This is a genomic window from Actinomyces bowdenii (assembly GCF_017592395.1).
Classification (GTDB): domain Bacteria; phylum Actinomycetota; class Actinomycetes; order Actinomycetales; family Actinomycetaceae; genus Actinomyces; species Actinomyces bowdenii.
The window spans coordinates 49,502-74,905 of record NZ_JAGFOU010000001.1; the positions used below are offsets into that span (position 1 = coordinate 49,502).

Consider the following 25,404-nt stretch of genomic DNA (forward strand, 5'->3'; position numbering starts at 1 on the left):
GTGACCGCCGAGGCTCGAGCCGGCCGCTCACAGCCCGGAGAGGTTGACGTCCCGGCCCTCGAAGGTCAGGCGCAGTCCCTCGGGCGTGACCACGGCGCCGGACAGCTTCAGTCCCTTGGGCAGCAGGGTCATGGGCACCTCCGTCTCGGTGCTGTCCAGGCCCACGTAGCGCAGCCACTCGGCGGGGACGTCGGCCGAGGCCTGGGAGCCCACGCTCGCCGATTCCACCGTCAGCAGGAGGTTGCCCTCGGGGGTGACCGAGGGGGCTGCCTCCACCGAGGCGTTGACGCCGTAGCGGGAGGTGGCAATGGACACCGTCCCGGGCTCCTGGGCCGAGGTCCCCACCGCTCCGGCCGAGGCCGTGGCCCCCTCCAGCCCCTGGGAGCTGGCCCGGAGCAGGACCGAGGCGGTCTCCCAGTCCAGGGTCCCGCTCATGGTGATCGTCCTGGCGCGATGGGGGGAGGAGGTGCCCACCTGGGTCATGGAGGCGTCGAAGTCGTCGAAGGCCAGCTCCGCCTCCGGCCCGAGGCTCGGCTCGCCCGAGAGGATCCCCAGCACCGGCCCCAGGCTGAGGCGGGAGGCCTCCACATCCACACGGCGCAGGGATCCGCTGGCGAGCTGGGGCAGGATGATCCCCTCGGTGGTCACCCTCGCGTCCTGGCTCAGTCCCGACATGCCGTCCTGGACCGCAGCGCTGATCCGCTCACGGGCGTGGTTCTCGGCCCACACCGCGCCACCGGCCAGGGCCGCCACCAGGACCAGGAGGATGACCAGGACCGCCGCCAGGGGCCTGGGGCGACGGCGCCGCCCCACCACCCGGGGGGCAGTATCCCCTGCCCCGCCGGGCGGGTCGGCCACCAGGGCGTCGAGGTCGAGGCGGCCGTCCTCGGTCTCGTGCGAGCCGGGCTCGGCCCGATCAGGGGCCGCGGCCGCCCACGCGGCGGTGGACGGGATGGTCATGGTCTCGCGACCGCCCCCGGCGCCCCGCGCATCATCCGACAGCTCCTCCGGCCTCACAGGCTCATCCTCTCGCAGTCCCATCGTCCCTCTCGTCCATCGCGGCCTTCCTCCCCTGCGGCGCGTCCCCGTGACGGGCCACTGAGCGGTGCAGCATACGCGCCCCCGGCCCGCTGCGGCAGCCGGTGGCGGCGGCTCATCCGCCCAGGCCGTCCTCCACCGAGGCGGTGGTGGCCTGAGTGCGGGAGGCCTCCTGGTTGGCGGCGTGCTCCTCATCGATGAGGTGGAGGTCCTCGGCGGTGACCATGAGGGTGGACACGGCGTGCTCCACCAGGGCGGTGCGCCGGTTGGAGGCAGCCCCCGCCACGCGGCCGCCGCGCAGCCCGCGCACGCCCACCCGGTCGAGCTTCTCGCAGACATTGTCGAGCTTGCGGTTGAACTTGGTCAGGGGCCAGCCCAGGCGCGCGGCCGCCGCCGCGGAGGAGGGGATCTCGGCGGCCCCGGTGCCCGCGCGCTTGAGGACGGGCTCGGACAGGGCCAGGACCAGGAGCAGCTGGGAGCGGGTCATGGGGGTCACGCCGATCGTCGTCTGCCCGGTGGACTGGCGCGCGCCCTCGATGTGGTTGAAGTGGTCCTCGCCCGCGGTGATGAGGTCGATCTCGTAGGTGGTGGGGCCCGCCGAGAAGGTGAGGATGACCCGGGGGAAGACCAGGGGCATGCGGGCCCCGGGCGCCAGGCGCGACTGGACCAGTCCCTCGCCGTCGGTCAGGGTGGCCGACAGGCGGGAGCCCTCGTTGGCGATCCACCACAGGCCCTCGGCGTGGGCGAAGACCAGGAAGCGGCGGTGCAGGTAGGGGTTGTCATCGATGTCCAGGTCACCGCCCCGGCCGATGACGAAGGTGGCATCCGTGGCGATGCGGTGCACCTCCCCCGAGAAGTCCAGCACGAGCTCATCGGGGCGGTCGGGGCTGACCTCGGGAAGCTCGGTCCAGGTCATGTCGCTCATGAGATCTCCTTCCGGTGCGGCGGCTGTTCAGCGGTGCACTCGCCGCGAGTGCGGTTGCGGTTGATCTGACAATGGCGGGCGCCCGTAGACGGGGCGGCTACCTGGGCGCCTCGACATGGATCGTCACGCCGTCCCCCACATCGAGTAAGTCTCCCACGAGCAGGGGCGTGGGCACATAGGGCGGGAGGAGGACCGCGGCATGCCCCGGCCTCGCCAGCACCGTGCCGTTGGAGGAGCCCAGGTCCTGGACGAACACGTTCCACTCGGCGGTGGTGAAGATGAGGTGGGAGCGGGAGACCAGGTGGGTGGCGCTCGGGACGCTCACCAGCGCCACCAGATGGGCATCGGCCCCCGCGGGCGGCTGCGGCGCCCGTCCGACGACGACGTCCCCCGCCACCGGCACCTGCTCGCCACTGGAGAGGGCCAGAGTGACCAGGACCGGCCGCGGCACCTGGCGGAGGTCGCCGAGGAGGGCGTGGCCGCAGCGCACGCACTGGCCCAGGTCCGGCGGGTTGGCGTGCCCGCGCGGGCACAGCGAGGCCAGGACGATGGGGGCGGCGCCCAGGGCCGCCAGGGCCGCGGGGATGACGGCGGTGCTCCTGCCCGCCTCGCCCTCGTCCCAGGCCGCGGCTCCCGAGGAGCCCGCACCGGGGCCCGCCTCCGTCCCGGCAGCGCTGGAGGTCTCAGCGCTGCGGGCACCGCCCTCCCCCGGTGGGCCGGGGGAGGGCTCATGGCGGGCCGGGGGCGGGGTCGCCGTCCCCGGGAGCGGCAGGCTGCCCGAGGCCGCCGATGCGGCACCCGCCACAGCCGAGGCGCTGGCGGCGGAGCGGGGGCTGCGGCGTCGGCGCCCCGACCCGGGCTCGGGCTCGGGGAAGCCGCTGAAGACCGGCAGGTCGATGGCGGGGCCCGGCGGCGGAGTGCCGGAGGATGCTGGGGGTCCGGCCGGGGGACCGGGGGTCCCGGATGCCTCAGCGCCCCCGGCAGCCCCCGCCTGCGCGGGGGCCTGCCCCCTCTCGCGGGCGGGGGCTGCTGCGGCCTGCGGGGCCCGCGACCATGCCGGGTCCGCCCGCTCCGGCGCCACTGCGGAGTCCGCCGCACGCCGGGAGGGCTCTGCGCCGCCGGTGCCCTCGGCGCCCTCGGCATCCGGGGCCTCCTCCACGGGCGGATCATCGGGGTCGATCCATACTCCCGTGGCCTGGGGGTCCTCCCCCTCGGGCCCCTCCGGATCCTGGGCCCCCTGGGAGGCGGGCGCACCCGGGGCTCCCGTCGCGCTCCCGCCGGCCTCAGAGTCATCCGCCTCGAGGACGTCGGCCCCAGGGGCCGGGGGCGGCTCCGCGGCCTCCTCCCCCACGGTCGAGGGGGCGGTGCTGAACAGGCGGGGCCCTCCCAGGGCCCCCAGGAGTCGTGCGGCCACCTCCAGGGCCTCAGGATCCACCGCCGCCTCCCCCACCGGGCTCCCCTCCTGCGGGGCTCCCGGCCGCGGCGCCCCGGGCTCAGTGGCCGCGGAGCCCACCGGCCCGCGGGCCCGCGCGACAGGCTCCAGGAGCAGCACCGCGCCGTCGAGGCCCTCGATGCGCAGAGCCCCCTCCCGCGTGAGGGTCACGCCCTCCGGAAGGCCGTCCCCGGCCTCATCGGCGCCTCCTGGCGCGGGTGGGCCCGCACCGGTCCCGCCCACGATCCGCGCCTCGCGCCCAAGAGCCCCCGTCATGCGGGCACCTGGGCCGAGCCGTCCGCGGCCAGGGCGTCGACCACCACCGCCGTGGAGTTGTCATGCCCGCCCTCCTCCAGGGAGGCGGCCACGAGCAGCTCGGCGGTGCGCTGGGGCGGGAAGCCCGCAGCCAGGATCGTGGCCAGCGCGTCGTCGTCGAGCTCATCGCTCAGGCCGTCGGAGCACACGAGCATGCGATCCCCCGCCTGAACGGGCACGCTGTAGAGGTCGGGGATCGCTGAATCCGCGATCCCCCCGCCCAGGGCGCGGGTGACCACATTGCGGCGGGGGTCATGGCGGGCCTGCTCAGGGGTGAGCTGGCCGGTGTCGATGAGCACCTGGACCTGGGAGTGGTCGCGGGTGATCTGGGACATGATGTTGTCCCGCAGGAGGTAGACCCGGGCATCCCCGATATTGAACACCAGCCAGGTGGGCCGGGCCGGCGCCTCCTGAGCGGCCGGCTCCGAGCCCTGAGGGCCCAAGAGCGCCATGATCACCCCGGCGATGGTCGCCCCGGGCAGGAAGGCGGCATGGGAGGGGATGGCGATGATGGACTCCTGGGCGGCCGAGACCGCCCCCAGGATGGGATCGATGGAGGTGATGGTGGCTCCCGCCAGGGCGTAGAGCTCCTCCAGGGCCGCCTGGGCGGCCGCCTGCCCCGCCGCATGCCCGCCCATCCCATCGACGACGACGAAGGCCGGGTTGACCGCCAGGTATCCGTCCTCGTTGACGGTGCGCAGTCGCCCCACATCGGTGGCCGCCCCCGCGCTCATGGGCGGCAAGGAGGCGTCAGGAGCATGTGGCGGCCCCCACTCGGTGGCGCCGACAGCCTCATACTCAGCAGTCACTGCCGGGCCGTTCCCGGCCTCACCAGCGGTGTGGCCATCATTACCTGCCCAGATGGCCTCAGTCATCGGCTTCCTTTCTGTCCAGCCGGATCACGGCACGGCCTTGCCAGGAGCATGGGCCATGGGTCACCGTATAACGATCCGGGTGCGACGATACCGGTCTGCGGCCCCCTGCACACCCACATCCGCCAGGAGGCCGCGCCACCCACCTCGGGTACGCTCCTGCAGGAGGCCGGAGCCCCGGCCGCGCCGCCCCGGTGGGGCTGCGCTCCCATGGCAGCCCCTGCGTGGTGGCCCGGCATCCCGGGCGATCCATCAGGATGCAGACTCCCGACCCAGCGAAGGACCCAGCATGTCACAGGCCAATGATGAGCTTGTCGCCCGCGCGCAGGACCCCAATGCCCCTCTGGAGACCCTGCACCAGCTGGCGCAGAACTACCCCTCCCTGCGCCCGCACATCGCTGCGAATCCCCGCACCTACCCCGCACTGCTGAAGTGGCTGGGAACACTGGGCGACCCCGATGTCGACCAGGCCCTGGCCTCGCGCGGCGCCAGCCCGACCATGTCAGCGGCCTCGGCCGTCTCGGCCGCCTCCGCGGCCTCCTCGGCCTCCGCTGCGACCGCCCGGACCGCCGGCTCCGCCGCCACGGCCGGCGCCGCAGGGCTCCAGGGCCAGGGGCATGTCATGGGCCAGTCCTTCGGCGGCCCCGTGGGCACCCGGCCCGGCGCCGCCTCGGAGCAGGTGGCCGCGGGCAGCAGCGCACCGGTCAACAGCCCGGCCTCCCCCTACTCCTCCGCCTCCTCACCCGACCCCCGCTCCACCCAGGCGATGCCCGCGCCGTCGAGCTACCAGCCCCGGCCGGTCGGCCCCCGCGCGCACTCCCCCTACCAGGCGGATGCGCCGGCCTCCGAGCAGCAGACCGCCTCCCAGACCGTCTACCGCCGCCCCGTCCAGGCCACCGCCAGCGCCGGCCAGGCGGCCTCCCCCTCCCCCGTCAGCCCCGGGCCCGCGGCCGCGGCCGGCGGGAGCGAGGCGACGGTCTTCGGCGTCGGCACCGACATCGGCACCGAGGAGCGCTCCGGCGGGGCGCCCTCGGGCCTCTTCCTGTGGATCCTCAGCGCGATGGTGCTGGCCCTCCTGGTCTTCGCCATGACCTGGTACCTGACCAGCAACAACAACGACCCCACGGCCAGCCCGCAGGCCGACCGGACCACCGCCCCGGCCACCCCGGGCGCCGCGCAGGGCACACAGGCGCCCACACCCTCGGCCACTCCCTCGGCCACGCCCTCCCAGCAGGTCAAGGCGCCCGCCCCCGACGACGCAGTGGAGTTGAGCTCCTTCACCTCCCCCAGCGGCAACATCACCTGCGTGCTCGGCGAGTCCACCGTGTCCTGCACGATCAACAGCTACAACTTCGTCGGCAGGGACCCCTCCTGCACGGACGGATCCAAGCCCTTCACCGCCTCCGTGGGCACCGAGGGGCAGGCGACGGGCTCATGCGCCGAGGCCTTCCGGACCACGGGCGCCAGCCTCAACTACGGGGCCTCGGCCAAGAACAGCACCTTCGCCTGCACCTCCGCCGAGACCGGGATCGAGTGCTGGAACCAGTTCACCGGCCAGGGCTTCTCCCTGTCGCGTGACACCTCGGAGACCACCTCGCGCTAATATCTTCTATGGCCAGTCCCTACTCCCGGGTCCTCGCCCACCCCGGGGCGCGATCCTTCAGCGCCGCTGGACTCATCGCGCGCTTCCCCATGTCGATGGTGGGGATCTCCACCATCCTGGCGGTGGAGTCCATCTACGAGGAGTACTTCGCGGCCGGGCTGGTCAGCGCCGTCAACATCGTGGCGGTGGCCATCGGCGCCCCCCTCCTGGCGCGCCTGGTCGATGCGCGCGGCCAGTCCCGGGTGATGATCCCGGCCACGCTCGTCTCAGGCGCGGCCCTGGCCGGACTCATCGCCGCGGCCACCATGCGCATGCCCCTGGTGGTCATCGTCGCCCTGTCCGCCCTCGCCGGTGGGCTGGCGGGCTCAATGGGCTCCCTGGTGCGCGCACGATGGACGGCCATCCTGCGCACCCCCGAGGACATCCACACGGCGTTCTCCCTGGAGGCGGCCCTCGATGAGGTGGCCTTCATCATCGGCCCGGTGCTGGCCACCGCACTGAGCACCTCCCCCCTCCTCCCCGTGACCTCCGGGTGGGCGGCGGCCCTGGTCATGCAGATCGTCGGCGGCCTGTGGTTCCTGTCCCAGCGCTCCACCGAGCCCGCGCCCCATCCGCACGGGCGCGCCGGCCAGGGGGGCGCAGCCGGGGCAGCGGCCGGCGGCGCGGGCGGGGCCTGCGGGGAGCCCCCGCCGGCCGGGCCCGCCCGGGTCCTGGCCCACAGCGCCGTGCTGGCGATCGTGCTGGTCTTCCTCGCCTCAGGGGCGATGTTCGGGGCCCTGGACATCACAGTGGTCTCCCGCACCGAGGAGATGGGGGTCCCCTCGGCCGCGGGGCTGCTGCTGGCGGCCTGGTCGGCGGGATCGCTGACCGCCGCCCTGGTCTACGGCTCGCGGTCCTGGGGGTGGCCGCTGTGGAAGCAGCTGCTCGCGGGGCTCGCGGTCTTCGCCGCCGGGACCTCGACCTTCCTGGCCGCCCCGGGCCTGGTGATCCTCGGCGTGCTCATGATGCTCACAGGCATGGCGATCGCCCCGACGATCACCACCGGCAACAACATCATCCAGGTGACGGTGGCGCCCTCCCAGCTCACCGAGGGCCTGGCCTGGGTGGGGACCTCGCTCAACATCGGGGTGTCCCTGGGCTCCCTGCTGGGCGGGCGCATCATCGACAGCGCGGGCTCGACGGGAGGGTTCCTCGTGGTGGCGGCCTTCGCCTGGCTGGCCCTCCTGGTGGGCCTGGGCAGGCTGCGCACCCTGCGGCAGGTGCGCACCAGCGGCTCCCATCTGGGAGCGCACTGAGCCCCAGCCGTCGTGCGCTCCCGTGCTGGGCGGGAGCAGCGCCCTTATGAGGCATGGGCAGTTCCGCCGGTCGTGGCGCCGCGGCATGCCGGCGTCGTCCGCGAAGCGCCGTGCTCTCCGTAAAGCGCGGGGCTGTCCGCGGATTGCAGGGGAAGTCGGCAGATCGGAGCGGTCCCAGGGGTGCGAGGTGCTGACAATCCCTGCAATCTGCAGACAGCACCGGCCTCCTGCACCGCCCGCCCCCCCCCGGGAACGAGGACCGGGCCCACCCTGCGACCGGCCTGGCCCGGCGCCTCCTCCTTCCACGGTTCCACCCTTCTGGACGCGGACTCGCCCCTTGCGACCCGGCGAATCCGCGCCCGGAAGGGCGAGACCGCATCCACGATCGCCGCTACTCCGAGAGCAGGCAGTAGGCCGTCAGCCTCCCGAGGGGGCGCGTGGCGAGGCGGACCGCCGCCATCGCCGTCACCAGGATGACGGCACCTGCGGCATAGGCCGGCCACGCCGGGATATCCGTGGTGATCTGCTTGATCCCCACGCCGCTGAGCATGGCTCCCAGAATCGGCCGCACCAGCGCCGGGCCCGCCAGGCACCCCAGGGCAGTGCCGGCCAGGAGCGGGGGCAGCACACTCCAGCGCAGGCGGGCCGAGGCCTGCCGCGCCGTCATCCCCAGCGCCTTGAGCAGCCCGGAGGACCGCCGCGACCGCGCCACCAGGGAGGCGGTCATGAGGCAGACCACCAGCACCACCACCAGGCCCGTGAAGACCATGAGCGTTCGGGACAGCAGCGGGATCATCCTCGTGTAGCTCTCCATCTGCACTCCCAGGGAGCCACGGGTATTGAGCACCTGGGCGGAGGAGCCGAGCTCCTTCTGCAGGGAATCAGTGATCGCCCCGGTGTCCGCGCCCTCGGCGGCGAACACCCCGACGGAGGACAGGGGCGCCCCAGGCGCGAGCTGCTCGAAGCCCTGCCGCGTGAGCATGGCGAAGGTGCCGAAGTTGGCCGCACCACTGGCCAGTCCCGTGACGAGGAACTCCGTGGCGACCCCCTCGCGGGTGGCCGTCCAGGTATCACCCACCTCCACTCCGGAGCTCTGGGCGAGCCCCGGCCCCAGGACGATCTCATTGGGGTGGCGCGCCGGGCGCCCCTCATGGACCGGGCTGCGGGGCAGGTCCTCCGCATCATCGACGACGAGGAGGAGCGTGCTCACCCCGTTGACGGTCTCGGGCATGGTGTCGAAGGGAATGGCCGCCTCGACACCCGCGGTCCCCTCAGCCCGGGACACCGCCTCCCGGACGCCGTCACTGCCCTGGGCCACCACGGTGACATCCGGCAGGGAGTCCCCCAGGAGCAGGGACAGGGCGCTGTCCCGATCCGAGAGCATCCCCAGTCCCGAGGCGGAGAAGACCGAGGCCAGGGTGCAGGCCGCCGAGACCACGAGGATGAGCAGGGTGCGCCCCGGGGCCGCGAGCATCGCCTTGATCCCCAGCAGGAGGGCCAGCGGTCCGCGCGTGCGCTGCAGGGGCAGGCGGACGCGGGCGAAGGAGTGGTCGGCCTGGCCTCCGCGCAGGGCCTCGACCGTGGTGATCCTGCTGGCGCGCCGGGCGACGAGCGCCCCACTGGCCAGCACCACGGCCCCCAGCGCCGCAGCGCAGCCCAGGAGCAGCATGGGATCGGCATGAGCCCGCCAGGTGATCCCGGTCTGGGCCCGCAGCATCCTCGACAGGAGCGGCAGGACGGCATGCCCCAGCCCCGCCCCGAGCCCCGCCCCCAGGGCGGCCACCACCGCGAGGCAGAGCACCATGGGGCGCATGACGCCACCGGTGGTGAAGCCCATGGCGCGCAGCATGCCGATCGCCTCCAGGTCCTCCCGGATGGCACCGCGCAGCATGAAGACCAGCATGAGCACGGACATCGCCGTGATCATGGAGGAGAACAGCAGGACGACAACGGCCACCAGCCCCACTGACGTCCGGTTGGCCAGTGACACGAGCTCCCGGTCCATGTCCCAGGCCCCGGTGACGCCGTGCTCCGCGGCGCTCTCGGCGATGAGCTCGCGGCCGGCGCCGGAGCCCCCCTGGACCCGCGCCTTGATGACCGCGGAGGGCACCCATCCCGGGGGCGGGACGGCACTGCGGCCGGAGGCCCCCGGCTCGGCCCGCAGCCCGGCCACGTGCTCCCGGGCCTCGGCCTGCAGGTCATGGAAGTCCTGGCTCGGCAGTCCGAACCACAGGATCCCCATCGGCGGCATCCCGCCGTAGGTGGACTCCACGAAGCCCTGGATGTGGAAGGCGCGCCTGCCCATGGGGGAGGTGAGGACCAGCTCATCGCCGAGCTCGTAGCCGCCCGACTCCTGGAGCGTGGAGGGCACCCAGACAGGATCATCCACGGGCTCGCGCGCCCGGGAGGACACGTCCCAGCGGCCCATCGAGGGCAGGTCGTCAATGTCGTGGAAGAGGAATCCGGAGGGCAGTGACGAGCCGGAGTAGGGGATGGAGCCCTGGATCATGACGCCGTCGGCGACCTCCAGGTCGGTGATGCGCCCATCGGAGCGCAGGTCCGCCTCCAGGGCCCCGGCCCGCTCGTCCTGGGGCAGGACGGCGACCACGTCCGGGGAGTCCCACTGGGCGGCCTTGGCCTCCAGGGAGGCGCTGTGCTGGGTCAGCATCACCAGCGCGATATTGCTGAGCAGGCCGGCGATGAGGGAGAGCACCAGGATGGCGCCCACCAGGCCCGGGTGCTTGCGGATCGTGCGGCGGGCCAGCAGGCCGGAGCGGCGGACCTCCCCTCGCAGCGATCGCGGACCCGCCTGTCGCGCCTGTTGCGCCAGCACGGTCACCACCCCATCCGGGTGAGGAAGCCGGTGAGCCCCTCGGTCCGCTCCTGCGTGGTCCCGGCCAGGGGCCGCTCATCGGCGATCCGCCCGTCGCGCAGGTAGAGGACCCGCTGGGCCCGGGCGGCGGAGCGCACGTCGTGCGTGACCATGACGATGGCCTGGCCGTCGTCGTGCACCTCGCTGAGCAGATCCAGGACGGCGCTGGACTGCTCGGAGCCGAGCTGGCCGGTGGGCTCATCGGCGAAGACCACCGCGGGCCGGTTCATCAGCGCCCGGGCGATGGCCACGCGCTGCGCCTCGCCGCCCGAGAGCATCCCGGGCGCCTTGGCCCACTCCCGCTCAGGCAGACCCACCCGCTCCAGGAGCTCAGCGGCCCGGCAGACGACGGCAGTGCGATCGGCGCCCGCCAGCAGGCCCACCGCCAGGAGGTTCTCCAGGACGGACAGGCCGTCCAGCAGGTGCGCCTGCTGGAAGACGAAGCCGCAGTGGCTGCGGCGGAAGCGGGCCAGGGCGTCCTCACCCATCCCGGTCAGCTCCTCGCCGTCCAGCACCACCGTCCCCAGCGTGGGCCGGTCCAGCCCGGACAGGGCGTAGAGGAGCGTGGACTTCCCGGCGCCCGAGGGGCCCATGATGACGGTGAAGGACCCCGGGGCTATCTCCAGGTCCAGATTGCGCAGCACATGCTGCTGGGCGCCGCCCACCGAGAAGGCCTTGGAGAGCCTGCTCGTGGTGAGGATCGGCCTGGAGCGCCCCGAGGGCTCAGCGCCTGCCCCACCGGTCGCCCCCGAGGGCCTCCCCTCGGGCCCGTCTGCGGCCCTGTCCTGCTGCTCCCGGTACGGCATCCTCAGCTCCCCTCTCATGGCGCACCACGACGGTAGAGCAGCGCTGGTGCGCAGATCCTGACAGAACTCCTACGATTCGCCAGCGATTGGGGGCCCGAGCGCAGCGGCCTGGCCGCCCCGTTCCTGGGGCTGCACATCTTCAGAGGCCCTCCCCTGAGCGGAACCGCAGAATCCTGCGGATCTGCTCCCAGCGCCGGGTGCATCGCGGGCCGAAGATGTGCAGCGGGGCCCTCGTTGCACATCTTCGGGCGCCTCCAAGGCGGGGTCAGATCCCAGAGCCTTGAAATCCTGAGGATCTGCGGCCTAGCACTGGCGCGAAGATGTGCATCCGGGGGATGCTGTCAGGCCAGGGGGAGGGTCAGGGTGATGCACAGGCCGCCGGCCTCAGGCAGGCTCACCTCGATGCCCCCGCCCATCCGCTCCATGAGCTGGGCACAGGTGAACAGGCCCAGCCCCTGGCCATGCGTGCCCGCGGCATTCCGGCCGCGCCGCCCCCGGGCGAGGATGAGACTGGTCTCATCGGGGTCCACGCCCGGGCCGGAGTCCGTGAGGCTGAGCCGCAGCGCCCCCTGCTCAAGGCGGCCGGTGACGCGGATGGCGGTATCCGCGTACTTGTAGGAGTTCTGCACGATATTGTCCACGACCTGGGCCAGGCGGCGCCGGTCCGCGCGCACGAGCGCAGCGGGCAGGGGGTCGAGCTCCACCAGGCGCCGGTGGTCGGCCTGGCGGACCAGATCGGCCACCTCCGGGACGGCCAGGTCCGTGGGCGTCACGCTCAGGGCGGCGAGCTGGGAGGCATGGGCTCGGAACAGGTCGCTGATGAGGTCGTCGACCTGATGGCTCCTGGCCTGGATGATCCGCAGGCGCTCGCGGGCGGTGGGAGAGTCCTCGGCGAGCTCGAGGAGCTCGGCAGTGGCGGAGATCGTGGCCACGGGGGTGCGCAGGTCGTGGCCGATCTGGGCGATGAGGGCCTCCTTGGAGGCCTGCGCCTCCTCCTCCCGCCGCCGGGAGGAGGCCAGCTCGGTGCGCAGCAGGTCGAAGCTCTGGCTCCAGGCGCCGAAGGCGTTGGCCCGGTCCTGCTCCAGGGGCGCCGAGAGATCGCCGTCGGCCACGCGCGCGGCGAAGCGCTCCAGGCTCCGGAAGGGGGCCAGCACCCGCGCCTGGAGCCAGGCCAGCACGCAGGCCACCAGGATCAGCTCGACGGCGAGTGCAGTCGCGCCCGCCCAGGCCAGGGCCCGCTGGTGCGCCTCGACGCGGGCGGGGTAGTCGTCGTCGAGGAAGGCCCAGGCCACGACCTGCCCGTCCACGATGACGGGGCCGGCCAGTGGGCGCTGCTGGGCGCTCCAGGCCAGGGGCCGGAGCCCGCTGGGCTCAGGCGCCCCCGCGTCCTGGGCGGTGGCGGGCCGAGGGGCCGGGGCCGGCAACTCATGCGGTGCCGCAGGCGGGGCGGCGCCCCGGCCCTCCTGCCCGGCGCCGTCCCCGGGAGCGAGCGCCACCGGCCTGCCCGCGGAGTCCACCACCAGCAGCTCCTCGGACATGCCCTCCAGGCCCGCGTTCTCGGGGTGGGGCCAGGCGGTGGACAGCCGCTGGACCGCATCGTTGAGCCTGACCGTGTCCGAGGCTGGCTGGTCGCGCGTGGCGATGAGGGCGAGCGCCATCGCCCCCGCGATGAAGCCGACGGCGAGCAGGACCACGATCCCGCGCAGCAGGCGCATCAGGGGGCCTCGAAGAGGTAGCCGCGGCCCCACACCGTGCGGATGTAGGCCGGGGAGTCGGGATCGGGCTGGATGCGGGTGCGCAGGCGCCGCACGTGGACGGTGAGGGTGCCCTCACTGGTGAACTCATCGCCCCACACCGAGCGGATGATGTCCTCCTTGGCGCATACCGCGCCCTGGTTGGCCACCAGGTGCCGCAGGATCCTGTCCTCCAGGGCGGTCAGGTGCACCTCGCGGCCCTCCAAGTAGGTGCGCCCGGTGCCGGGCTCGACGCGCAGGCGGCCGTCGTCGAAGCCGGGGCCGCCCGCTCGCGGCCCCGTTCTGGCACCGGTGGCGGCTGGTCGCGGGTCGGTGGCGGCCGGGGCCTCGGCGCGGCGCTCCAGGGCGCGGCGGACTTTGGCCAGGAGCACGGCCAGGGAGAAGGGCTTGGTGATGAAGTCGTCGGCTCCTAGGGACAGCCCCTGGACCTGGTCGATGTCGGAACTGCGGGCCGAGACGAAGATGATGGATGTCGGTCCGGCCGCGCGCAGGTCGCGGCACAGCTCGAAGCCGCTCCTGCCCGGCAGGTTGACGTCGAGCAGCACCACGCCGGGCGGGCGGCGCGCGGCCTCCAGCGCCGACTCGGCATCCGGGCAGTGGATGACGCGCAGGCCGAAGGCCTCCAGGTAGTCGCGGGTGGCCGCGGCCAGGTCCGCCTCGTCCTCGACCAGCAGGACATCCGCCTCAGGGCTCATGGCCCCAGCAAAGCACAGTCCCCTCATGCGCGGCATGCGGGCGGACCGGGCGCGCCTCCTCCCGCACTCCGGCCCTGTCAGACGCGGATCCGCCCCTCGCAGCCCGGTGAATCCGCGTCTGGAGGGGCGAAAGCGCCTCCATGATCGCCTCTGCTCCGAGAGCGGGCAGGTAGGCCGTCAGCCTCCCGAGGGGGCGCACCGAAGCGGGCCGCCGCCACCGCCGTCGCCAGGATGACCGCCACCGCGGCATGCCGGCGTCGTCCGCGAAGCGCGGGGCTGTCCGTAAAGCGCGGGGCTGTCCGCGGATTGCAGGGGAAGCCGGCAGATCGGAGGGGTCCCAGGGGTGCGAGGTGCTGACAATCCCTGCAATCTGCAGACAGCACCGGCCTCCTGCACCGCCCGCCCCCCCGGGAATGAGGATCAGATCCCTCACCGGAGCCAGGGCCGTGCACGCCGACGAGCGCCCAGCACCCCGGGGCCACGCAGGGGGCGCCCAGCGCTCCCGCCCACATCGAGGGGCGGAAGCCTCGGAGCCGGCGGCGCACCGCGCCCCCGTCAGGCACCGTGCCTCATCTCAACGACGTCGCGCTCGCCATCGTTCGCCGCCTGCACGACACTCCTCACCACGCGGAACCCGCTCCTTTGACGCACCTTGATCCCCCGCTGATCGAACAAGGCGGCCGACAGGCGGATCCCCACGCCGGGGCAGGCATCAGGCATCCTGGAGCCGATCCAGGCCGCGCCGCCTTACCCGGACAAACGGCCCGGGCCGCCGCTCGGGAGTCGCGAACTGCTCGTCATCCTCCGGATCCGCCGTCTTGCCATAAGGATCATAGGGCGCCGGATACCTCCACTCATCCGCGATCTCTCGGGCGGCAGAGAGGCCCATGCGCGAGTGGGCGAGGCCGATCGAACCAGGGGGCATCTGGGGCGAATCCGCGTCCAGAAGGGCGAGACTGCGCCCACGACCGCCTGCGCACCTCCTTGCCCGCAGCCAGGTCACGGAACGGCAACCTAGACTGCCCACCGTGCCCTCCACCAGCTCAACGGCCCGCGCGCTCACCGCGCTCACCACGGCGCTGACCTCGCCCCTGACCGCGGTCCTGGGGTGGGGCTGCCTCCTCATCGCCGCCTGGGTCTCGGCCACCGACGACGGCCAGTGGGTCTTCAAGCTCGACTCCTTCGTCTACTACTACGCCGTCGACCAGTGGCACGCCGGCGGCGGCCTCTACGACTGGTACGCCAATCCCGCCCAGCACCTGTGGCCCTTCACCTACACGCCCCTGGCGGCCTGGGTCCTCACCCCCATGACCGCCCTGACCTACGAGTGGGCCACCGCGCTCCTGGTGGCCTCCACCCCCCTGTGCGCGGGCCTGACCGCCTGGGCGCTCCTGCGCGCCCTCCAGGGCGGAGGCGCCGCAGCCCCCAGCGCCTCCCACCCCGCGCCTCCCGCGCCCTGCCCCGCCCGAGCCCGCCCCGACTGGCGGGACCCCCGCCTCGCCCGGGGCCTGGCCCCCTGGTTGGGACTGGCCGGCGTCATGCTCCTCGAGCCCTTCCCCAAGACCATGGAGTACGCCCAGGTCAATGCGATCCTCATGGCCATGGTCGCCCTCGACGTCCTGGCCGTGCCCGCCCGCTCGCGCTGGCGCGGGGCGCTGAGCGGGCTGGCGGCCGCCATCAAGCTCACCCCCGCCATCGCCGTCCTGGCCCTGGTGGCCCGGGGCGAGTGGCGCGCCGCGGCGACCATGGTGGGCAGCGCCGTCGGCCTGACCGCCCTGGCGGCCCTGGCCAGCCCCACGGAGACCCTGGAGTTCTTCACCCGGGCCATGTGGGACTCCGGGCGCGCCGGCTTCGCCGACTACTCCGGCAACCAGAACCTCAAGGGCGCGATCGCCCGCGGACTGCCCGAGCCCCTGTGGACCCCCGCATGGGCGGCATGCGCCCTCGTCGCGGTCCTGGCCGCCTGGCTCCTGTGCCGCCGCCTGGACGCCCTGCGCCCGCGCCCCACCGCCCCCGGCGAACGAGCCGCCGACGACGCACCGGCCGGCGCACCCGCAGCCATGCCCAGTACCGGCGCACCCGCCACCAGGCCCACCTGCCCGCCCGCCTGCCCCACAGCGCCGGCCCTCGAGGCGGCGGGCCCCGAGGCGGGCCTCATCCTGGCCCTCCAGCTCAGCACCGTCATGGTCCTGGGCCTGCTCATCTCCCCCATCTCCTGGTCCCACCACTGGGTGTGGGGCCTGCCGGCGCTCGTCTCCCTGGCCACCGCCGCCCACCGCTGGCGCTCGCGCGCCCTGGCGGCCGCCGCCATCGGCGGAGTGATGGTCCTCCTGCTGGCCATGCAGTGGTGGTTCCCCGAGCAGAACCATGTGGAGCAGCACTGGCCGGCGTGGGCCAAGGCCCTGGGCTCGTCCTACACCTGGTGGGCCCTGGGCGCCGGTGCGGTCCTGTGGCGGGCCGCTGGTCATCGGCCGCGCGGCGACCGGGCGGAACCGCCGCCCCGGACTCCTCGTGAGAAATGAACCGGCCATAGGATCGGCCCGTGCCTCTCTCCGATATCGCCCGCGCCATTGAGGATCGCTTCCACCGCGAGTCGATCCCCTTCTTCAAGCGCAAGGGCTGGCGGCCCCGCGTCATCCCCTACGACGGCTACGGCACCACCGGGGCCGCCGGGCCCTCCGCCACCGGGGCCGCTCCCCGTGGCGGCTCGATGGTTCGGGTCATGGCCCGCATGGTCATGCGTCCGGCCGACGCCCCCGACGAAGGCCCCCTGCTGCGCTCCCTGCCCGAGTCCATGCCCGCCAGCGCCGCGCAGGCCCGGGACATCGCCGTCACCAGCCTGCTGGAGGCCCAGCGCGGATGGCGCCTGTTCATCGAGGTCCCGGTCTCCTACCTGCCGGTGACCGTGAGCGTGGGCGGCAGGAGCGTGCGCACCCGCGCCGACCACAACGGCTACGTCGACGTCGTCGTGCGCGATCACGACCTGGAGCCGGGCTGGCATGAGGCGGAGATCAACGCAGCGGGCGCCGCCCCTGTGAGCACCCGGGTGCTCATCGTGCCGCCGGGGCCCCGTCTGGGCATCATCTCCGACATCGACGACACCGCCATGGTCACCCACGTGCCGCGCGTGCTCGTGGCCGCCTGGAACCAGCTGGTCAAGCACTCCGTGGCCCGTGAGCCGGTGCCCGGCATGGCCGAGCTCTACGGCCGCATCCAGGCCGCCCATCCCGGCTGCCCCATGATGTACCTGTCCACGGGGGCCTGGAACGTGGTGCCCACGCTGCGCGCCTTCTTCCACCGCCACGGATTCCCCGACGGCCCCACCCTCATGACCGACTGGGGGCCGACCAACACCGGCTGGTTCCGCTCCGGGATCGAGCACAAGCGCACCGAGCTGCGCCGGCTCATGATCGATCTTCCGCAGATCACCTGGCTGCTGGTGGGCGACGACGGCCAGCACGACCCCTACATCTACGGCGAGGCCGTCCGCCAGCACTCCGACCGGATCGCGGCGGTGGCCATCCGCCGCCTCACCCCCGCCCAGCAGGTGCTGGCCGGCGGGCTGGCCGCCCATCCCGCGGGTATCGGCCCGGAGGCCCGCACCCTGGCCGAGGCCGACGTGCCCGTGGTGGTGGGATCCGACGGCTATGAGCTGGCCCGCCTGCTGCCGCGCCGGCTGCTCGCCGGCCCCGGTGCCCAGGGGTCCTGAGGGCGCCCGGCGCATCTGGGGATCCGGGCGCACTCAGGGCCGCGCCCATGCCCCCGGGCTCAGGGCCTGACGGCGTAGCCGCTGGCCAGCGCCATGCGGTTCCAGGAGTTCATGACGATCGCGAACCAGGTCAGGGCGGCGGTCTGCGCCTCGTCCAGCGCCCCCTCCAGGGCCTCGTCGTGCCCCCGGTGGCGGAGCGGGTCGGAGGGCCGTGCCACGCGCTCGGCCAGTCCCAGGGCCGCCCGCTCCTGGGCGCTGAAGTACTGCGACTCCCACCAGGCGGGCAGGACGGCCAGGCGATCGGCCGTCTCACCCGCCTCGACCGCGTCCCGCGTGTGGGCCCTCAGGCAGTAGGCGCACCCGTTGATCTGGGAGGTCCGCACCGCCACGAGTTCGCGCAGCCGGGCATCGACCCCGACCCGCTCGAGCTCCGCCTGGGCGGCCTGCGTCAGCGCGACAAGCGCCCGGTAGCTCTCCGGTTGCGCCTTGGCAAGATCCACTGGCACGGCTCGTGCCCCTTTCTCATCTCTCATCGTTGACATCCCAGGGCCTTCCCGGCCCCAGTCCCCGGGTCGGCGGCGGGCGTGGCCGCCGCCCCGGGGCAGTGGCATGGTACGACGGCGGAGCGCCTCGCCGGGCACCGGCCCCCGCACTGCGGAGCCCGCCTCAGGGGGTTTGGACGGCCACGCCGATGAGGGCGCCGATCCCCCACGTCGTCGCCATGGCCAGGGCGCCTCCCACCACCAGTCGGACCACCGCCCGCAGCGCGGGCGCGCCTCCGAGCACTGCCGAGATCCAGCCGGTGAGGGCCAGGCCGGCCAGGACCGAGCCGAAGGTCAGGGGCACCTGGAGCGGGACGGGGAGGGCGAGGATCGCCAGCATCGGCAGCAGGGAGCCGAGGGTGAAGGCCACCGCGGAGGACAGGGCCGCGTGCCAGGGATTGGTGTAGTCGTCCTCCCGCAGCCCCAGGCCCACCTCCAGGTGGGCGGCCACGGCGTCGTGGCGGGTGAGCTCCTGGGCCACCTGCCGGGCAGTGGCGGCGCTCAGGCCCTTGGATCTGTAGTGGGCGGACAGCGCTTCGAGGCCGGCGCCGGGATCCTGGGCCAGGCGGGCCCGCGTGCGGCGCACCATGGCGCGCTCGGTGTCGGACTGGGTGGAGACCGAGACGTACTCCCCGGCCGCCATGGACACCGCGCCCGCGAGGATGCCCGCGACCCCGGCGGTGAGGATGATGGCGCTTCGGCCGGGGTTGGCCGCGGCCACCCCGATGACCAGTCCCGCCACCGAGACGATCCCGTCATTGGCGCCCAGGACGCCCGCCCGCAGCCAGTTGAGCCGGGAGGCCAGCTCGGAGGCCTGGGACTGCGGTGCTGCGCCCGGCACGGGCGCCCGCTCCCCTGCGGCGCGGGCCCGCCCCGGGCAGGGCGGCGCGGACCGGTCGAGGAGGGTGATCGCCGTCGGGCAGGAGGCCGGGCGGCGGGCATCGATGGCGGGCAGGGCCGCGCCCTCGCGGCGGGCCTCCCGGGAGGGGAGGGGGGAGATCGTCTCAATGGCCACAGAACAACAGTAGAACCAATGAATCAACCTGTATAGCAAAGAAAGTCTTACCTCACGAAGGGTGGGCTGCCCTGCGATCGGACGGCCCGCCCCGCGAGCGCTCGCCCAGCGCGGACGGGTGCCGGCGGCATCGTCCCGCGGGCGCCCGGTATGGTTCACGCCAGGGCCGGGCCCCGGCGGCGGCCACGACCCGCGCCCGGCCGGCCGCACCACCCGCGCAGCCCCGCCGCCGTCGCCCAGTCGGGGACGGCCGCCGGACCACCCCGGACAGCACATCTCAGGAGGCCACCCATGGCAGGAAAGATCCCCTTCATCATCGGACTCGGCGCCGGCTACGTGCTGGGCACCCGTGCGGGCCGCGCCCAGTACGAGCGGATCAAGGCCACCGCCTCGCGGGTCGCCGAGCAGCCCTACGTGCGCGAGAAGGTCGACGCCGCCTCCGCCCGTGTGGGCCAGGCCGTGCGGGCCCAGGGCGAGGCCGTCACCGAGAAGGTGGCCGACGCCGTCAAGGAGCGCCTCTTCGGATCCTCCCGGTCCACCGCCGCGCCCGCCGCCCCGGTCCAGGTCGACGACGCTCAGGTGCGCCCGCTGAGCTGAGGGGCCCACGCCGCCTGCGCGGGCCCCTCAGCCGGGAGCGCCGGAGGCCCGGTCGTGCAGGCGGCGGCGCTCCAGGTCGGTGACCACCGGCAGCTTCCAGGAGCGCCAGTAGGCCAGGAGGCACAGTCCCGCCCCGATCGCGGTGGATCCGACCATGGCGTAGGCGTCGGGCAGTCCCGCGTAGACGGCGGCCACCTGGGTCAGGGCGGCCACCAGGGCGGGCACCGCGTAGAGCTTGTTGCCCCCGAAGACCGCCGGGGTCTCGCCGACCGCGACATCGCGGATCATGGAGCCGCCCACCGCCGTCAGGCAGCCCAGGAGGACGGCGGGCATGACCCCCATGCCGTTGAGCAGGGCCTTGGAGGCCCCGGTGGCCGCCCAGCAGCCCAGGATGACGGCGTCGGCCACCACCAGCAGGCGCCGCGCCCGGCGACCGCTCATGGGGACGAACCAGGCCACCGCGGCACCCAGGCAGGCGGTGTAGAGGTAGTAGGGGTCGGTCAGGGCGAAGGGCGGGCCCGCCTGGATCATGACGTCGCGCAGGATGCCGCCGCCGGTGGCGGTGATGATGGCCAGCACGATGAATCCCACCAGGTCGAAGTTCTTGCGGCGGGCGATGAGCCCGCCCAGGATGCCGTTGAGCAGCACACCGCACAGGTCGATGACACGGAAGGTGTCGGACAGGGCATCGGGTACGGGCAGCACTGCGGGCAACGGGCCCATCGCCCCTCCTCAATCGCGCAGCATCCGGGAACAGCGGCACCACAGTAGCCGACGCCCCACCCCCTTCTTTCGACAATTTGCATGAGATCGGCCTTTTCCAGCGCCGGAGAAGGCCGATCTCATGCAAATTGTCGAAAGGACGGGCGGGAGGGTGGCCAGGAGGGCGCCGGAGCAGGGATGATCGGCGCGTGCCCACACCGCGCTACGCTCCGCCCAAGGACCTCAGTGCCTACGCCTGGCTGTCGATCGCCGCGGCCCTGGGCACCATCGCGCTCAAGGGCCTGGCCGCCTGGCTGACCGGCTCGGTGGGACTGCTCTCCGACGCCGCCGAGTCCCTGGTCAACCTGGTGGCGGCCGTGGTGGCCCTCATCGTCCTGAAGATCTCCATCCGCCCCGCCGACGCCGACCACCAGTTCGGCCACTCCAAGGCCGAGTACTTCTCGGCCGTCATCGAGGGCGTCATGATCTTCGTGGCGGCCGCCTTCATCATCATCTCCTCCATCGAGCGGCTCCTGAGCCCCGTCATGCCCGAGCAGCTGGGGGTCGGCCTGCTCATCTCCGTGGCCGCCTCCCTGCTCAACGGCGCCGTGGCCTGGGTCCTGTACCGCAAGGGCCGCCAGGAGCGGTCGCTGACCCTCATCGCCGACGCCAAGCACCTGGCCACCGACGTCGTCACCTCCGCGGCCGTGCTGGTGGGCGTGGGGCTGGTCGCGGTCTTCGAGTCCCCGGTCCTGGACGCCGTCGTGGCGCTGGGTGCGGGGCTGAACATCATGTGGACCGGCTTCCGGCTCATCCGCGAGTCGGTGGCCGGCCTCATGGATGCCGCTCCCTCCGCCGAGGCGCTCAGGACCGTGGAGGAGGTTCTGGAGCGCCGGCGGCGCCCCGGGGTCATCGACTTCCACGCGGTGAGGCTGCGGGAGGCCGGGGCGCGCAGGTTCATGGACCTGCACGTCCTGGTGCCCGCCGCCTGGAGCGTCAAGCAGGGGCACGACTTCACCGAGGAGATCATCGACGAGCTGGTGGCGGCCGATGCGAGCCTGCGCATCTCGGCCCACCTGGAGCCCATCGAGGATCCCCGCTCCTACGAGGATGTCGCCGACGTGTGAGCGCCCCGGGCCCACCGGCCCGCCCCGCGCCCCGGACAGTGGCCCGCACCACGTTGTGCATGCCACACTCGGTCCATGAACGCCATGAAGCTCACCAGCTCCGCCCCCTCCTTGAAGTACCAGCCCCTCGACAGATCCTCGGCGCCGGCCTGGCGGCACCCGGACCACGTGGTCCTGGAGGTCTGCGTGGAGGACATCGAAGGGGTGCGCATCGCCGCTCGGGAGGGCGCCGACCGCGTCGAGCTCGGGGACAACCTCACCGCCAGCGGCACGACGTCCTCGATCGGCACCATCGAGGCCGCGATCTTCGCGGCCGCCGAGCAGGTCGAGGAGCGCCGCGCCCTGGCGGGCCCGCACTGGATGCGCACCAGCGCGGCCGCGCCCTTCGGCCTGCGCGTGCTCATCCGGCCGCGCGGGGGCTGCTTCGTCTACGACGCCGATGAGGGCAGGGCCATGATCGCCGACGTGCGCCGCATCGCCGCCCTGGCCCGTGAGATGAGCGAGTTCACGCGCCCCCAGATCACCGGCGGCGGGGCCTTCCTCCCACCGGCGGTCGAGCTGGGCTTCGTCATCGGGGCGCTGACGCCCGACGGCGCGGTGGACCGCGGGCTCGTGCGCCTCCTCATGGGGATGGCCGAGGGCGCCCCGGTCACCTTCCACCGGGCCTTCGACGACACCCGCGATCCTGTGGAGATCTACGGGGACCTGGGGGGCCTGGGCCTGGACTACGTGCTCACCAGTGGTGGCGCGGCCACCGCCGCCCAGGGCGCCCAGGTCATCGCCGGCCTGGCGGGGGCCGGAGGGCCCACGGTCATCGCGGCGGGGGGCATCCGGCCCGATTCCATCAGCGCCCTGGTGGAGTCCACCGGGGTGCGGGAGGTGCACATGCGCCTGGCCAAGGAGGGCCTCCAGCCGGGGGAGCCCCAGCGGACCGATCCCGCCCAGGTGCGCAGGGCCGTGGAGGTCACCCGGGCGCTGACCCCGCCGGCCGCAGCCGGGCAGGAGGGCCGGTAGCGGGACGCGCCGACCCCGGCACGTCCCGGGCGCGGGGCCCGCGCCCGGCCCATTGCAGCGCCGTCACGCTGGCAGCGCAATCGGCAGCCCAGCCCATGCACCCTTGATGACCGACATCACTTTCTGCCTTAAGTTTGGCCCATGACCGAGGTCCGCATCGACACCCCCCGAGGCATCACCTTGGCGGGGACCCTCACGCTGCCCCCGGGCGCCGCTCCCCTCGACCCGGATGCCGCCCCCACCGTCGCGGATCCCGCCCCGGCGCGCCGAGAGGGCGTGGTCCTCCTGGCCCACGACTTCCTCACGCACCGCCGGGGGATCGAGGGCCACCTGGACCTGGTGGCCGCCCACTACCGCGAGGCGGGCCTGGCCACGCTGGCCATCGACTTCTCCGGGCTGGGGGAATCCGACGACGCCGTCATCACCCTGGCCGGCGAGGCCGAGGACCTGCGGGCGGTCTCCAGCTGGTTGGCCGAGCGCGGCTATGAGCGCCAGGCCATCCACGCCAATGGCTTCGGGGCCACCGCGGCCCTGGTGGCACGCCCTGAGCGGGTGCGCACCGCAGTACTGGTGGGCGCCGTGGTGGGACCCCAGTCGATCCTGTGGGAGGAGGTCTTCTCCCCCGAGCAGCTCGACGAGCTGGCCGCGCATGGGCTGACCCGCATCCCGGATGACAACCCCAACTCCCGCAGGTGGAACGTGCTGTCCAAGGAGACGCTCGCCGACTTCTCCATGCAGGAGCCCACCACCACCATGGCGGATCTTCCCTGGCCGGTGCTCATGATCTACGGGGTTCTCACCAATGAGATGCCCGATACCGCCGCGGCCGCCGCGCAGGGCTTCCCCCTGCTCCAGAAGGGCAGCCGCCTGGAGCAGGTCAGTGCCGCCTCCCCCGGCCAGGCCCGGCTGGAGGCGGCGCGCATGGGCGTGGAGTGGGTGGCGCGCCGCCTGCGCTGATCCGCGATTGATCCACGATGCGCGGTCGGCGCCCTGCCGCGGCCCCGCGTCCAGGGGCTGGGGCCTACCTCGCGCTGAGGCGCACGACGACGCCGCGGTGGTCGGTGCGCGGAACGGTGATGACCTCACCGGCGATGCCCCGCCAGGCTGCGGCGTCGACGAGGATGTGGTCGATGGTGGCGCCCATGAGGGTGCTGTCCGTGGTGCTCGGCCAGGTGGCCAGGCCGCCGATGCCCGCCTGCTCCCCGGCGCTGGCGCAGCGGTGGAGGTCCCGCAGGGGTCCGTGGTCCCGTGTGGCGTTGAGGTCCCCGGCCAGGATGAGCCCGTCCGGCGGGCTCTGGCAGATGGCGGCCACCCCGGTCAGGGAGGTGCGCCACAGGGCCATGTAGCCCGGCACTGGGGGGTAGGTGTGGGCCCCGGCGATGACGGGACCGGTGCCGTCCACGGGCTCGACCATCACCAGTCCGCGCCCGGTGCCCCCGGGCCCCTCCACCTGCCGGTAGTCCCCGAGGCGGGAGGAGACCAGCACCGTGGTGGCATCGACCGGGTCGATCCGCCCGGGTCCGTAGGTGTCGTCGTCCGGGTCAAGCGGGGGCGAGACGGCGCTGAAGACGGTGAAGGGGGCATCGCCGGTTCCCGCCAGCGCGGTGGCAAGACGGTCGCCGTAGTCGGCGGTGGTCTCGGGCAGGACGACGACGTCGGCCCGTGCGGCCGTGGCGGCTCCCGCCACATCCTGGATGGTGGCGTCCTCCCGCTCGGTGTTGAGGGTCAGCACGGTGATGCCCTCCTGCCCGGTCTTGTCCGCCATGGCCGCCAGGGCGCCCATGGAGGTTCCGCGGCCGACCAGGATGCCGCCGTGGGTCAGGGCGACGAGGACCAGGACGACGGCCAGGACCGCGGCATGCAGCCCGGCGCGGCGGCCGGTCCGCCCGGTGCGGCGGGCCCATAGGCGCTGTCCGATCGCCACGAGGGCGATGAGCAGGCCCAGAGCCCCCCATCCGGCGGCCATGAAGAAGCGCATCGCGACGGCCTGGGCGATGAAGGGCTGCAGGGTCAGGGGCGGGCGGATGCTGACCAGCGCGACCAGTGCGATCAGCGCGGCGAGCCCCGGCGCGACCCACCTCGGAATGCGACGGGCACGACTCATGGCCGCTACTCAATCAGGAGCGCGCACCGGGCCACAAACCTGTCTCGCCCGGCGAGGGACACCCCGACCGGGGAGGCGCGGTACTCTTCCGGGGTCATTCACTGGCGGCATTCAGCAGGGGAGCAGCAGTGGTCGGTGAGCGGTTGTGGAGGGGCAGGGCCTTCATCGCGGCGAGCCTGGACGGCTTCATCGCCCGGCCCGACGGTGCGATCGAATGGCTCACCGATCCCGCCCCTGGGCCGTGCCATCATCCGCCGGAGGGACCCGGCTCCAGTGAGCACTCCAGTGCCCGCGCCCTGGAGTGGGAGCAGTTCCTGCCCAGCATCGATCACCTGGTCATGGGGCGGGGCACCTATGAGAAGGTCCTCACCTTCGGGGAGTGGCCCTATGAGGGCCTGGGCGTCATCGTGCTGTCCACCGCGCTGGAGGCCGGGGATCCCAGGATCACACAGGCACGCAGCCTGGAGGAGGCAGTCGCGCTGCTCGATGCCCGGGGCGCCCGGCAGGTCTACGTCGATGGCGGAAGGGTCATCCAGTCCTTCCTCCGCGAGGATCTCATCGACGAGATCACCCTGGCCTGGGCACCGGTCCTTCTGGGCTCAGGCCTGCCGCTCTTCGGCGCCCTGCCGCAGGACATCCGCCTGGAGCTGGTGGCCTCCCACACCGGCCAGGGCGGTCTGGTCCATGCCACCTACCGCGTCTACCGCTCCGATTGACATCCGATTGACAGGGGACGGGCAGCACAGCCCGACTTGCCATCGCCGCCACCGCGCCGGTATCCCGATGCCCGGCAGCCGGAGATGCGATAGCTCTCCGAGCACCGATTCGTGGAGCCCCGCACGAGCTGGGCCCCGGGTCTGCTGCACAGGCGGCTGGCACGGCCCCATCGCGAGTGCTCGACGGCCGGGCGCCGAGGACGCTTGAGGGCTCGCGACCTTCAGAATCGACGTCGTTTCGCGACAAGGGCGTCACTTCGCGGAATGAACG

General features: G+C 73.4%; 21 protein-coding genes. 9 read left to right on the top strand and 12 right to left on the bottom strand.

What is annotated here, in order from left to right; translation table 11 throughout:
- Positions 1–27: 27 nt before the first annotated feature.
- The 4 genes from J5X07_RS00230 to J5X07_RS00245 all read right to left on the bottom strand — a co-directional run bounded on the left by J5X07_RS00230 (position 28) and on the right by J5X07_RS00245 (position 4,444).
- Complete coding sequence (locus J5X07_RS00230; protein WP_208478298.1) at positions 28–1,017, bottom strand: LmeA family phospholipid-binding protein; 990 nt, start codon at positions 1,015–1,017, stop codon at positions 28–30.
- A 136-nt stretch (positions 1,018–1,153) separates the two neighbouring features.
- A complete protein-coding gene (locus J5X07_RS00235) occupies positions 1,154–1,963 on the bottom strand; it encodes an FHA domain-containing protein (protein ID WP_124932857.1) in 810 nt (269 codons plus the stop codon).
- Positions 1,964–2,060: 97 nt separating this feature from the next.
- Positions 2,061–3,671, bottom strand: coding sequence for an FHA domain-containing protein (locus J5X07_RS00240; protein ID WP_208478299.1), 1,611 nt, complete (start codon positions 3,669–3,671; stop codon positions 2,061–2,063).
- Positions 3,668–4,444 carry a PP2C family protein-serine/threonine phosphatase gene (locus J5X07_RS00245; protein WP_124932945.1) on the bottom strand — a complete coding sequence of 259 codons (777 nt, stop codon included), beginning with the start codon at positions 4,442–4,444 and terminating at the stop codon, positions 3,668–3,670. Before J5X07_RS00245 ends, J5X07_RS00240 begins: the two co-directional genes overlap by 4 nt.
- 427 nt (positions 4,445–4,871) lie before the next feature.
- On the opposite strand from J5X07_RS00245, the gene J5X07_RS00250 reads away from it, so the two are divergent.
- Positions 4,872–6,185, top strand: coding sequence for a variant leucine-rich repeat-containing protein (locus J5X07_RS00250; RefSeq protein WP_208478300.1), 1,314 nt, complete (start codon positions 4,872–4,874; stop codon positions 6,183–6,185).
- A gap of 8 nt (positions 6,186–6,193) precedes the next feature.
- On the top strand, positions 6,194–7,480 hold the full coding sequence (locus J5X07_RS00255; RefSeq protein ID WP_208478301.1) for an MFS transporter: 1,287 nt from the start codon (positions 6,194–6,196) through the stop codon (positions 7,478–7,480).
- Positions 7,481–7,871: 391 nt separating this feature from the next.
- On the opposite strand, the gene J5X07_RS00260 is transcribed toward J5X07_RS00255, so the two are convergent.
- The 4 genes from J5X07_RS00260 to J5X07_RS00275 all read right to left on the bottom strand — a co-directional run bounded on the left by J5X07_RS00260 (position 7,872) and on the right by J5X07_RS00275 (position 13,607).
- Positions 7,872–10,313, bottom strand: a complete 2,442-nt coding sequence (locus J5X07_RS00260) for an ABC transporter permease (protein WP_243896143.1) — start codon at positions 10,311–10,313, stop codon at positions 7,872–7,874.
- Positions 10,314–10,315: 2 nt separating this feature from the next.
- Positions 10,316–11,158: an ABC transporter ATP-binding protein gene (locus J5X07_RS00265; RefSeq protein ID WP_208478302.1), complete on the bottom strand. Its 843-nt coding sequence runs from the start codon at positions 11,156–11,158 to the stop codon at positions 10,316–10,318.
- Positions 11,159–11,499: 341 nt separating this feature from the next.
- The gene (locus tag J5X07_RS00270; RefSeq protein ID WP_208478303.1) at positions 11,500–12,873 is read right to left on the bottom strand and encodes a sensor histidine kinase; all 1,374 of its coding nucleotides are present in this window, start codon (positions 12,871–12,873) and stop codon (positions 11,500–11,502) included.
- Positions 12,873–13,607, bottom strand: a complete 735-nt coding sequence (locus J5X07_RS00275) for a response regulator transcription factor (RefSeq protein ID WP_124932861.1) — start codon at positions 13,605–13,607, stop codon at positions 12,873–12,875. Before J5X07_RS00275 ends, J5X07_RS00270 begins: the two co-directional genes overlap by 1 nt.
- Positions 13,608–14,635: 1,028 nt before the next feature.
- Here J5X07_RS00275 and J5X07_RS00280 point away from each other — a divergent pair.
- Both J5X07_RS00280 and J5X07_RS00285 read left to right on the top strand, forming a co-directional pair.
- Entirely contained in the window at positions 14,636–16,129 is a 1,494-nt protein-coding gene (locus J5X07_RS00280; protein ID WP_341769349.1) for a glycosyltransferase family 87 protein, read from the top strand.
- Positions 16,130–16,149: 20 nt separating this feature from the next.
- Positions 16,150–17,316 carry an App1 family protein gene (locus tag J5X07_RS00285; RefSeq protein WP_124932863.1) on the top strand — a complete coding sequence of 389 codons (1,167 nt, stop codon included), beginning with the start codon at positions 16,150–16,152 and terminating at the stop codon, positions 17,314–17,316.
- A 59-nt stretch (positions 17,317–17,375) separates the two neighbouring features.
- Here J5X07_RS00285 and J5X07_RS00290 read toward each other — a convergent pair whose 3' ends face one another.
- Both J5X07_RS00290 and J5X07_RS00295 read right to left on the bottom strand, forming a co-directional pair.
- Positions 17,376–17,822: a carboxymuconolactone decarboxylase family protein gene (locus tag J5X07_RS00290; protein ID WP_221620754.1), complete on the bottom strand. Its 447-nt coding sequence runs from the start codon at positions 17,820–17,822 to the stop codon at positions 17,376–17,378.
- A 160-nt stretch (positions 17,823–17,982) separates the two neighbouring features.
- Entirely contained in the window at positions 17,983–18,873 is an 891-nt protein-coding gene (locus J5X07_RS00295; RefSeq protein ID WP_341769350.1) for a VIT1/CCC1 transporter family protein, read from the bottom strand.
- Positions 18,874–19,164: 291 nt separating this feature from the next.
- On the opposite strand from J5X07_RS00295, the gene J5X07_RS00300 reads away from it, so the two are divergent.
- Positions 19,165–19,470 (top strand): YtxH domain-containing protein, encoded by a 306-nt coding sequence (locus tag J5X07_RS00300; RefSeq protein WP_124932865.1) that lies wholly within the window; start codon positions 19,165–19,167, stop codon positions 19,468–19,470.
- A gap of 27 nt (positions 19,471–19,497) precedes the next feature.
- Here the strand turns inward: J5X07_RS00300 and J5X07_RS00305 are convergent, their stop codons facing one another.
- A complete protein-coding gene (locus tag J5X07_RS00305; protein ID WP_124932866.1) occupies positions 19,498–20,193 on the bottom strand; it encodes a trimeric intracellular cation channel family protein in 696 nt (231 codons plus the stop codon).
- Between the two features lie 188 nt (positions 20,194–20,381).
- On the opposite strand from J5X07_RS00305, the gene J5X07_RS00310 reads away from it, so the two are divergent.
- The 3 genes from J5X07_RS00310 to J5X07_RS00320 all read left to right on the top strand — a co-directional run bounded on the left by J5X07_RS00310 (position 20,382) and on the right by J5X07_RS00320 (position 23,270).
- Entirely contained in the window at positions 20,382–21,299 is a 918-nt protein-coding gene (locus J5X07_RS00310) for a cation diffusion facilitator family transporter (protein ID WP_124932867.1), read from the top strand.
- An 84-nt stretch (positions 21,300–21,383) separates the two neighbouring features.
- Positions 21,384–22,313 (top strand): copper homeostasis protein CutC, encoded by a 930-nt coding sequence (locus J5X07_RS00315; RefSeq protein ID WP_185731969.1) that lies wholly within the window; start codon positions 21,384–21,386, stop codon positions 22,311–22,313.
- Between the two features lie 141 nt (positions 22,314–22,454).
- Positions 22,455–23,270, top strand: coding sequence for an alpha/beta hydrolase family protein (locus J5X07_RS00320; protein ID WP_124932869.1), 816 nt, complete (start codon positions 22,455–22,457; stop codon positions 23,268–23,270).
- Between the two features lie 64 nt (positions 23,271–23,334).
- Here J5X07_RS00320 and J5X07_RS00325 read toward each other — a convergent pair whose 3' ends face one another.
- The gene (locus J5X07_RS00325) at positions 23,335–24,417 is read right to left on the bottom strand and encodes an endonuclease/exonuclease/phosphatase family protein (protein WP_124932870.1); all 1,083 of its coding nucleotides are present in this window, start codon (positions 24,415–24,417) and stop codon (positions 23,335–23,337) included.
- Between the two features lie 128 nt (positions 24,418–24,545).
- Between J5X07_RS00325 and J5X07_RS00330 the strand changes: the two genes are divergently transcribed.
- Positions 24,546–25,133 (top strand): dihydrofolate reductase family protein, encoded by a 588-nt coding sequence (locus tag J5X07_RS00330; RefSeq protein WP_124932871.1) that lies wholly within the window; start codon positions 24,546–24,548, stop codon positions 25,131–25,133.
- Positions 25,134–25,404: the final 271 nt, after the last annotated feature.

Coding starts and splice junctions, on each gene's coding strand:
- J5X07_RS00235 (WP_124932857.1), bottom strand. CDS start 1,963: ATGAGCGACATGACCTGGACCGAGCTTCCCGAGGTCAGCCCCGACCGC.
- J5X07_RS00240 (WP_208478299.1), bottom strand. CDS start 3,671: ATGACGGGGGCTCTTGGGCGCGAGGCGCGGATCGTGGGCGGGACCGGT.
- J5X07_RS00245 (WP_124932945.1), bottom strand. CDS start 4,444: ATGAGCGCGGGGGCGGCCACCGATGTGGGGCGACTGCGCACCGTCAAC.
- J5X07_RS00250 (WP_208478300.1), top strand. CDS start 4,872: ATGTCACAGGCCAATGATGAGCTTGTCGCCCGCGCGCAGGACCCCAAT.
- J5X07_RS00255 (WP_208478301.1), top strand. CDS start 6,194: ATGGCCAGTCCCTACTCCCGGGTCCTCGCCCACCCCGGGGCGCGATCC.
- J5X07_RS00265 (WP_208478302.1), bottom strand. CDS start 11,158: ATGCCGTACCGGGAGCAGCAGGACAGGGCCGCAGACGGGCCCGAGGGG.
- J5X07_RS00270 (WP_208478303.1), bottom strand. CDS start 12,873: ATGCGCCTGCTGCGCGGGATCGTGGTCCTGCTCGCCGTCGGCTTCATC.
- J5X07_RS00275 (WP_124932861.1), bottom strand. CDS start 13,607: ATGAGCCCTGAGGCGGATGTCCTGCTGGTCGAGGACGAGGCGGACCTG.
- J5X07_RS00300 (WP_124932865.1), top strand. CDS start 19,165: ATGGCAGGAAAGATCCCCTTCATCATCGGACTCGGCGCCGGCTACGTG.
- J5X07_RS00305 (WP_124932866.1), bottom strand. CDS start 20,193: ATGGGCCCGTTGCCCGCAGTGCTGCCCGTACCCGATGCCCTGTCCGAC.
- J5X07_RS00315 (WP_185731969.1), top strand. CDS start 21,384: ATGAAGCTCACCAGCTCCGCCCCCTCCTTGAAGTACCAGCCCCTCGAC.
- J5X07_RS00320 (WP_124932869.1), top strand. CDS start 22,455: ATGACCGAGGTCCGCATCGACACCCCCCGAGGCATCACCTTGGCGGGG.
- J5X07_RS00325 (WP_124932870.1), bottom strand. CDS start 24,417: ATGAGTCGTGCCCGTCGCATTCCGAGGTGGGTCGCGCCGGGGCTCGCC.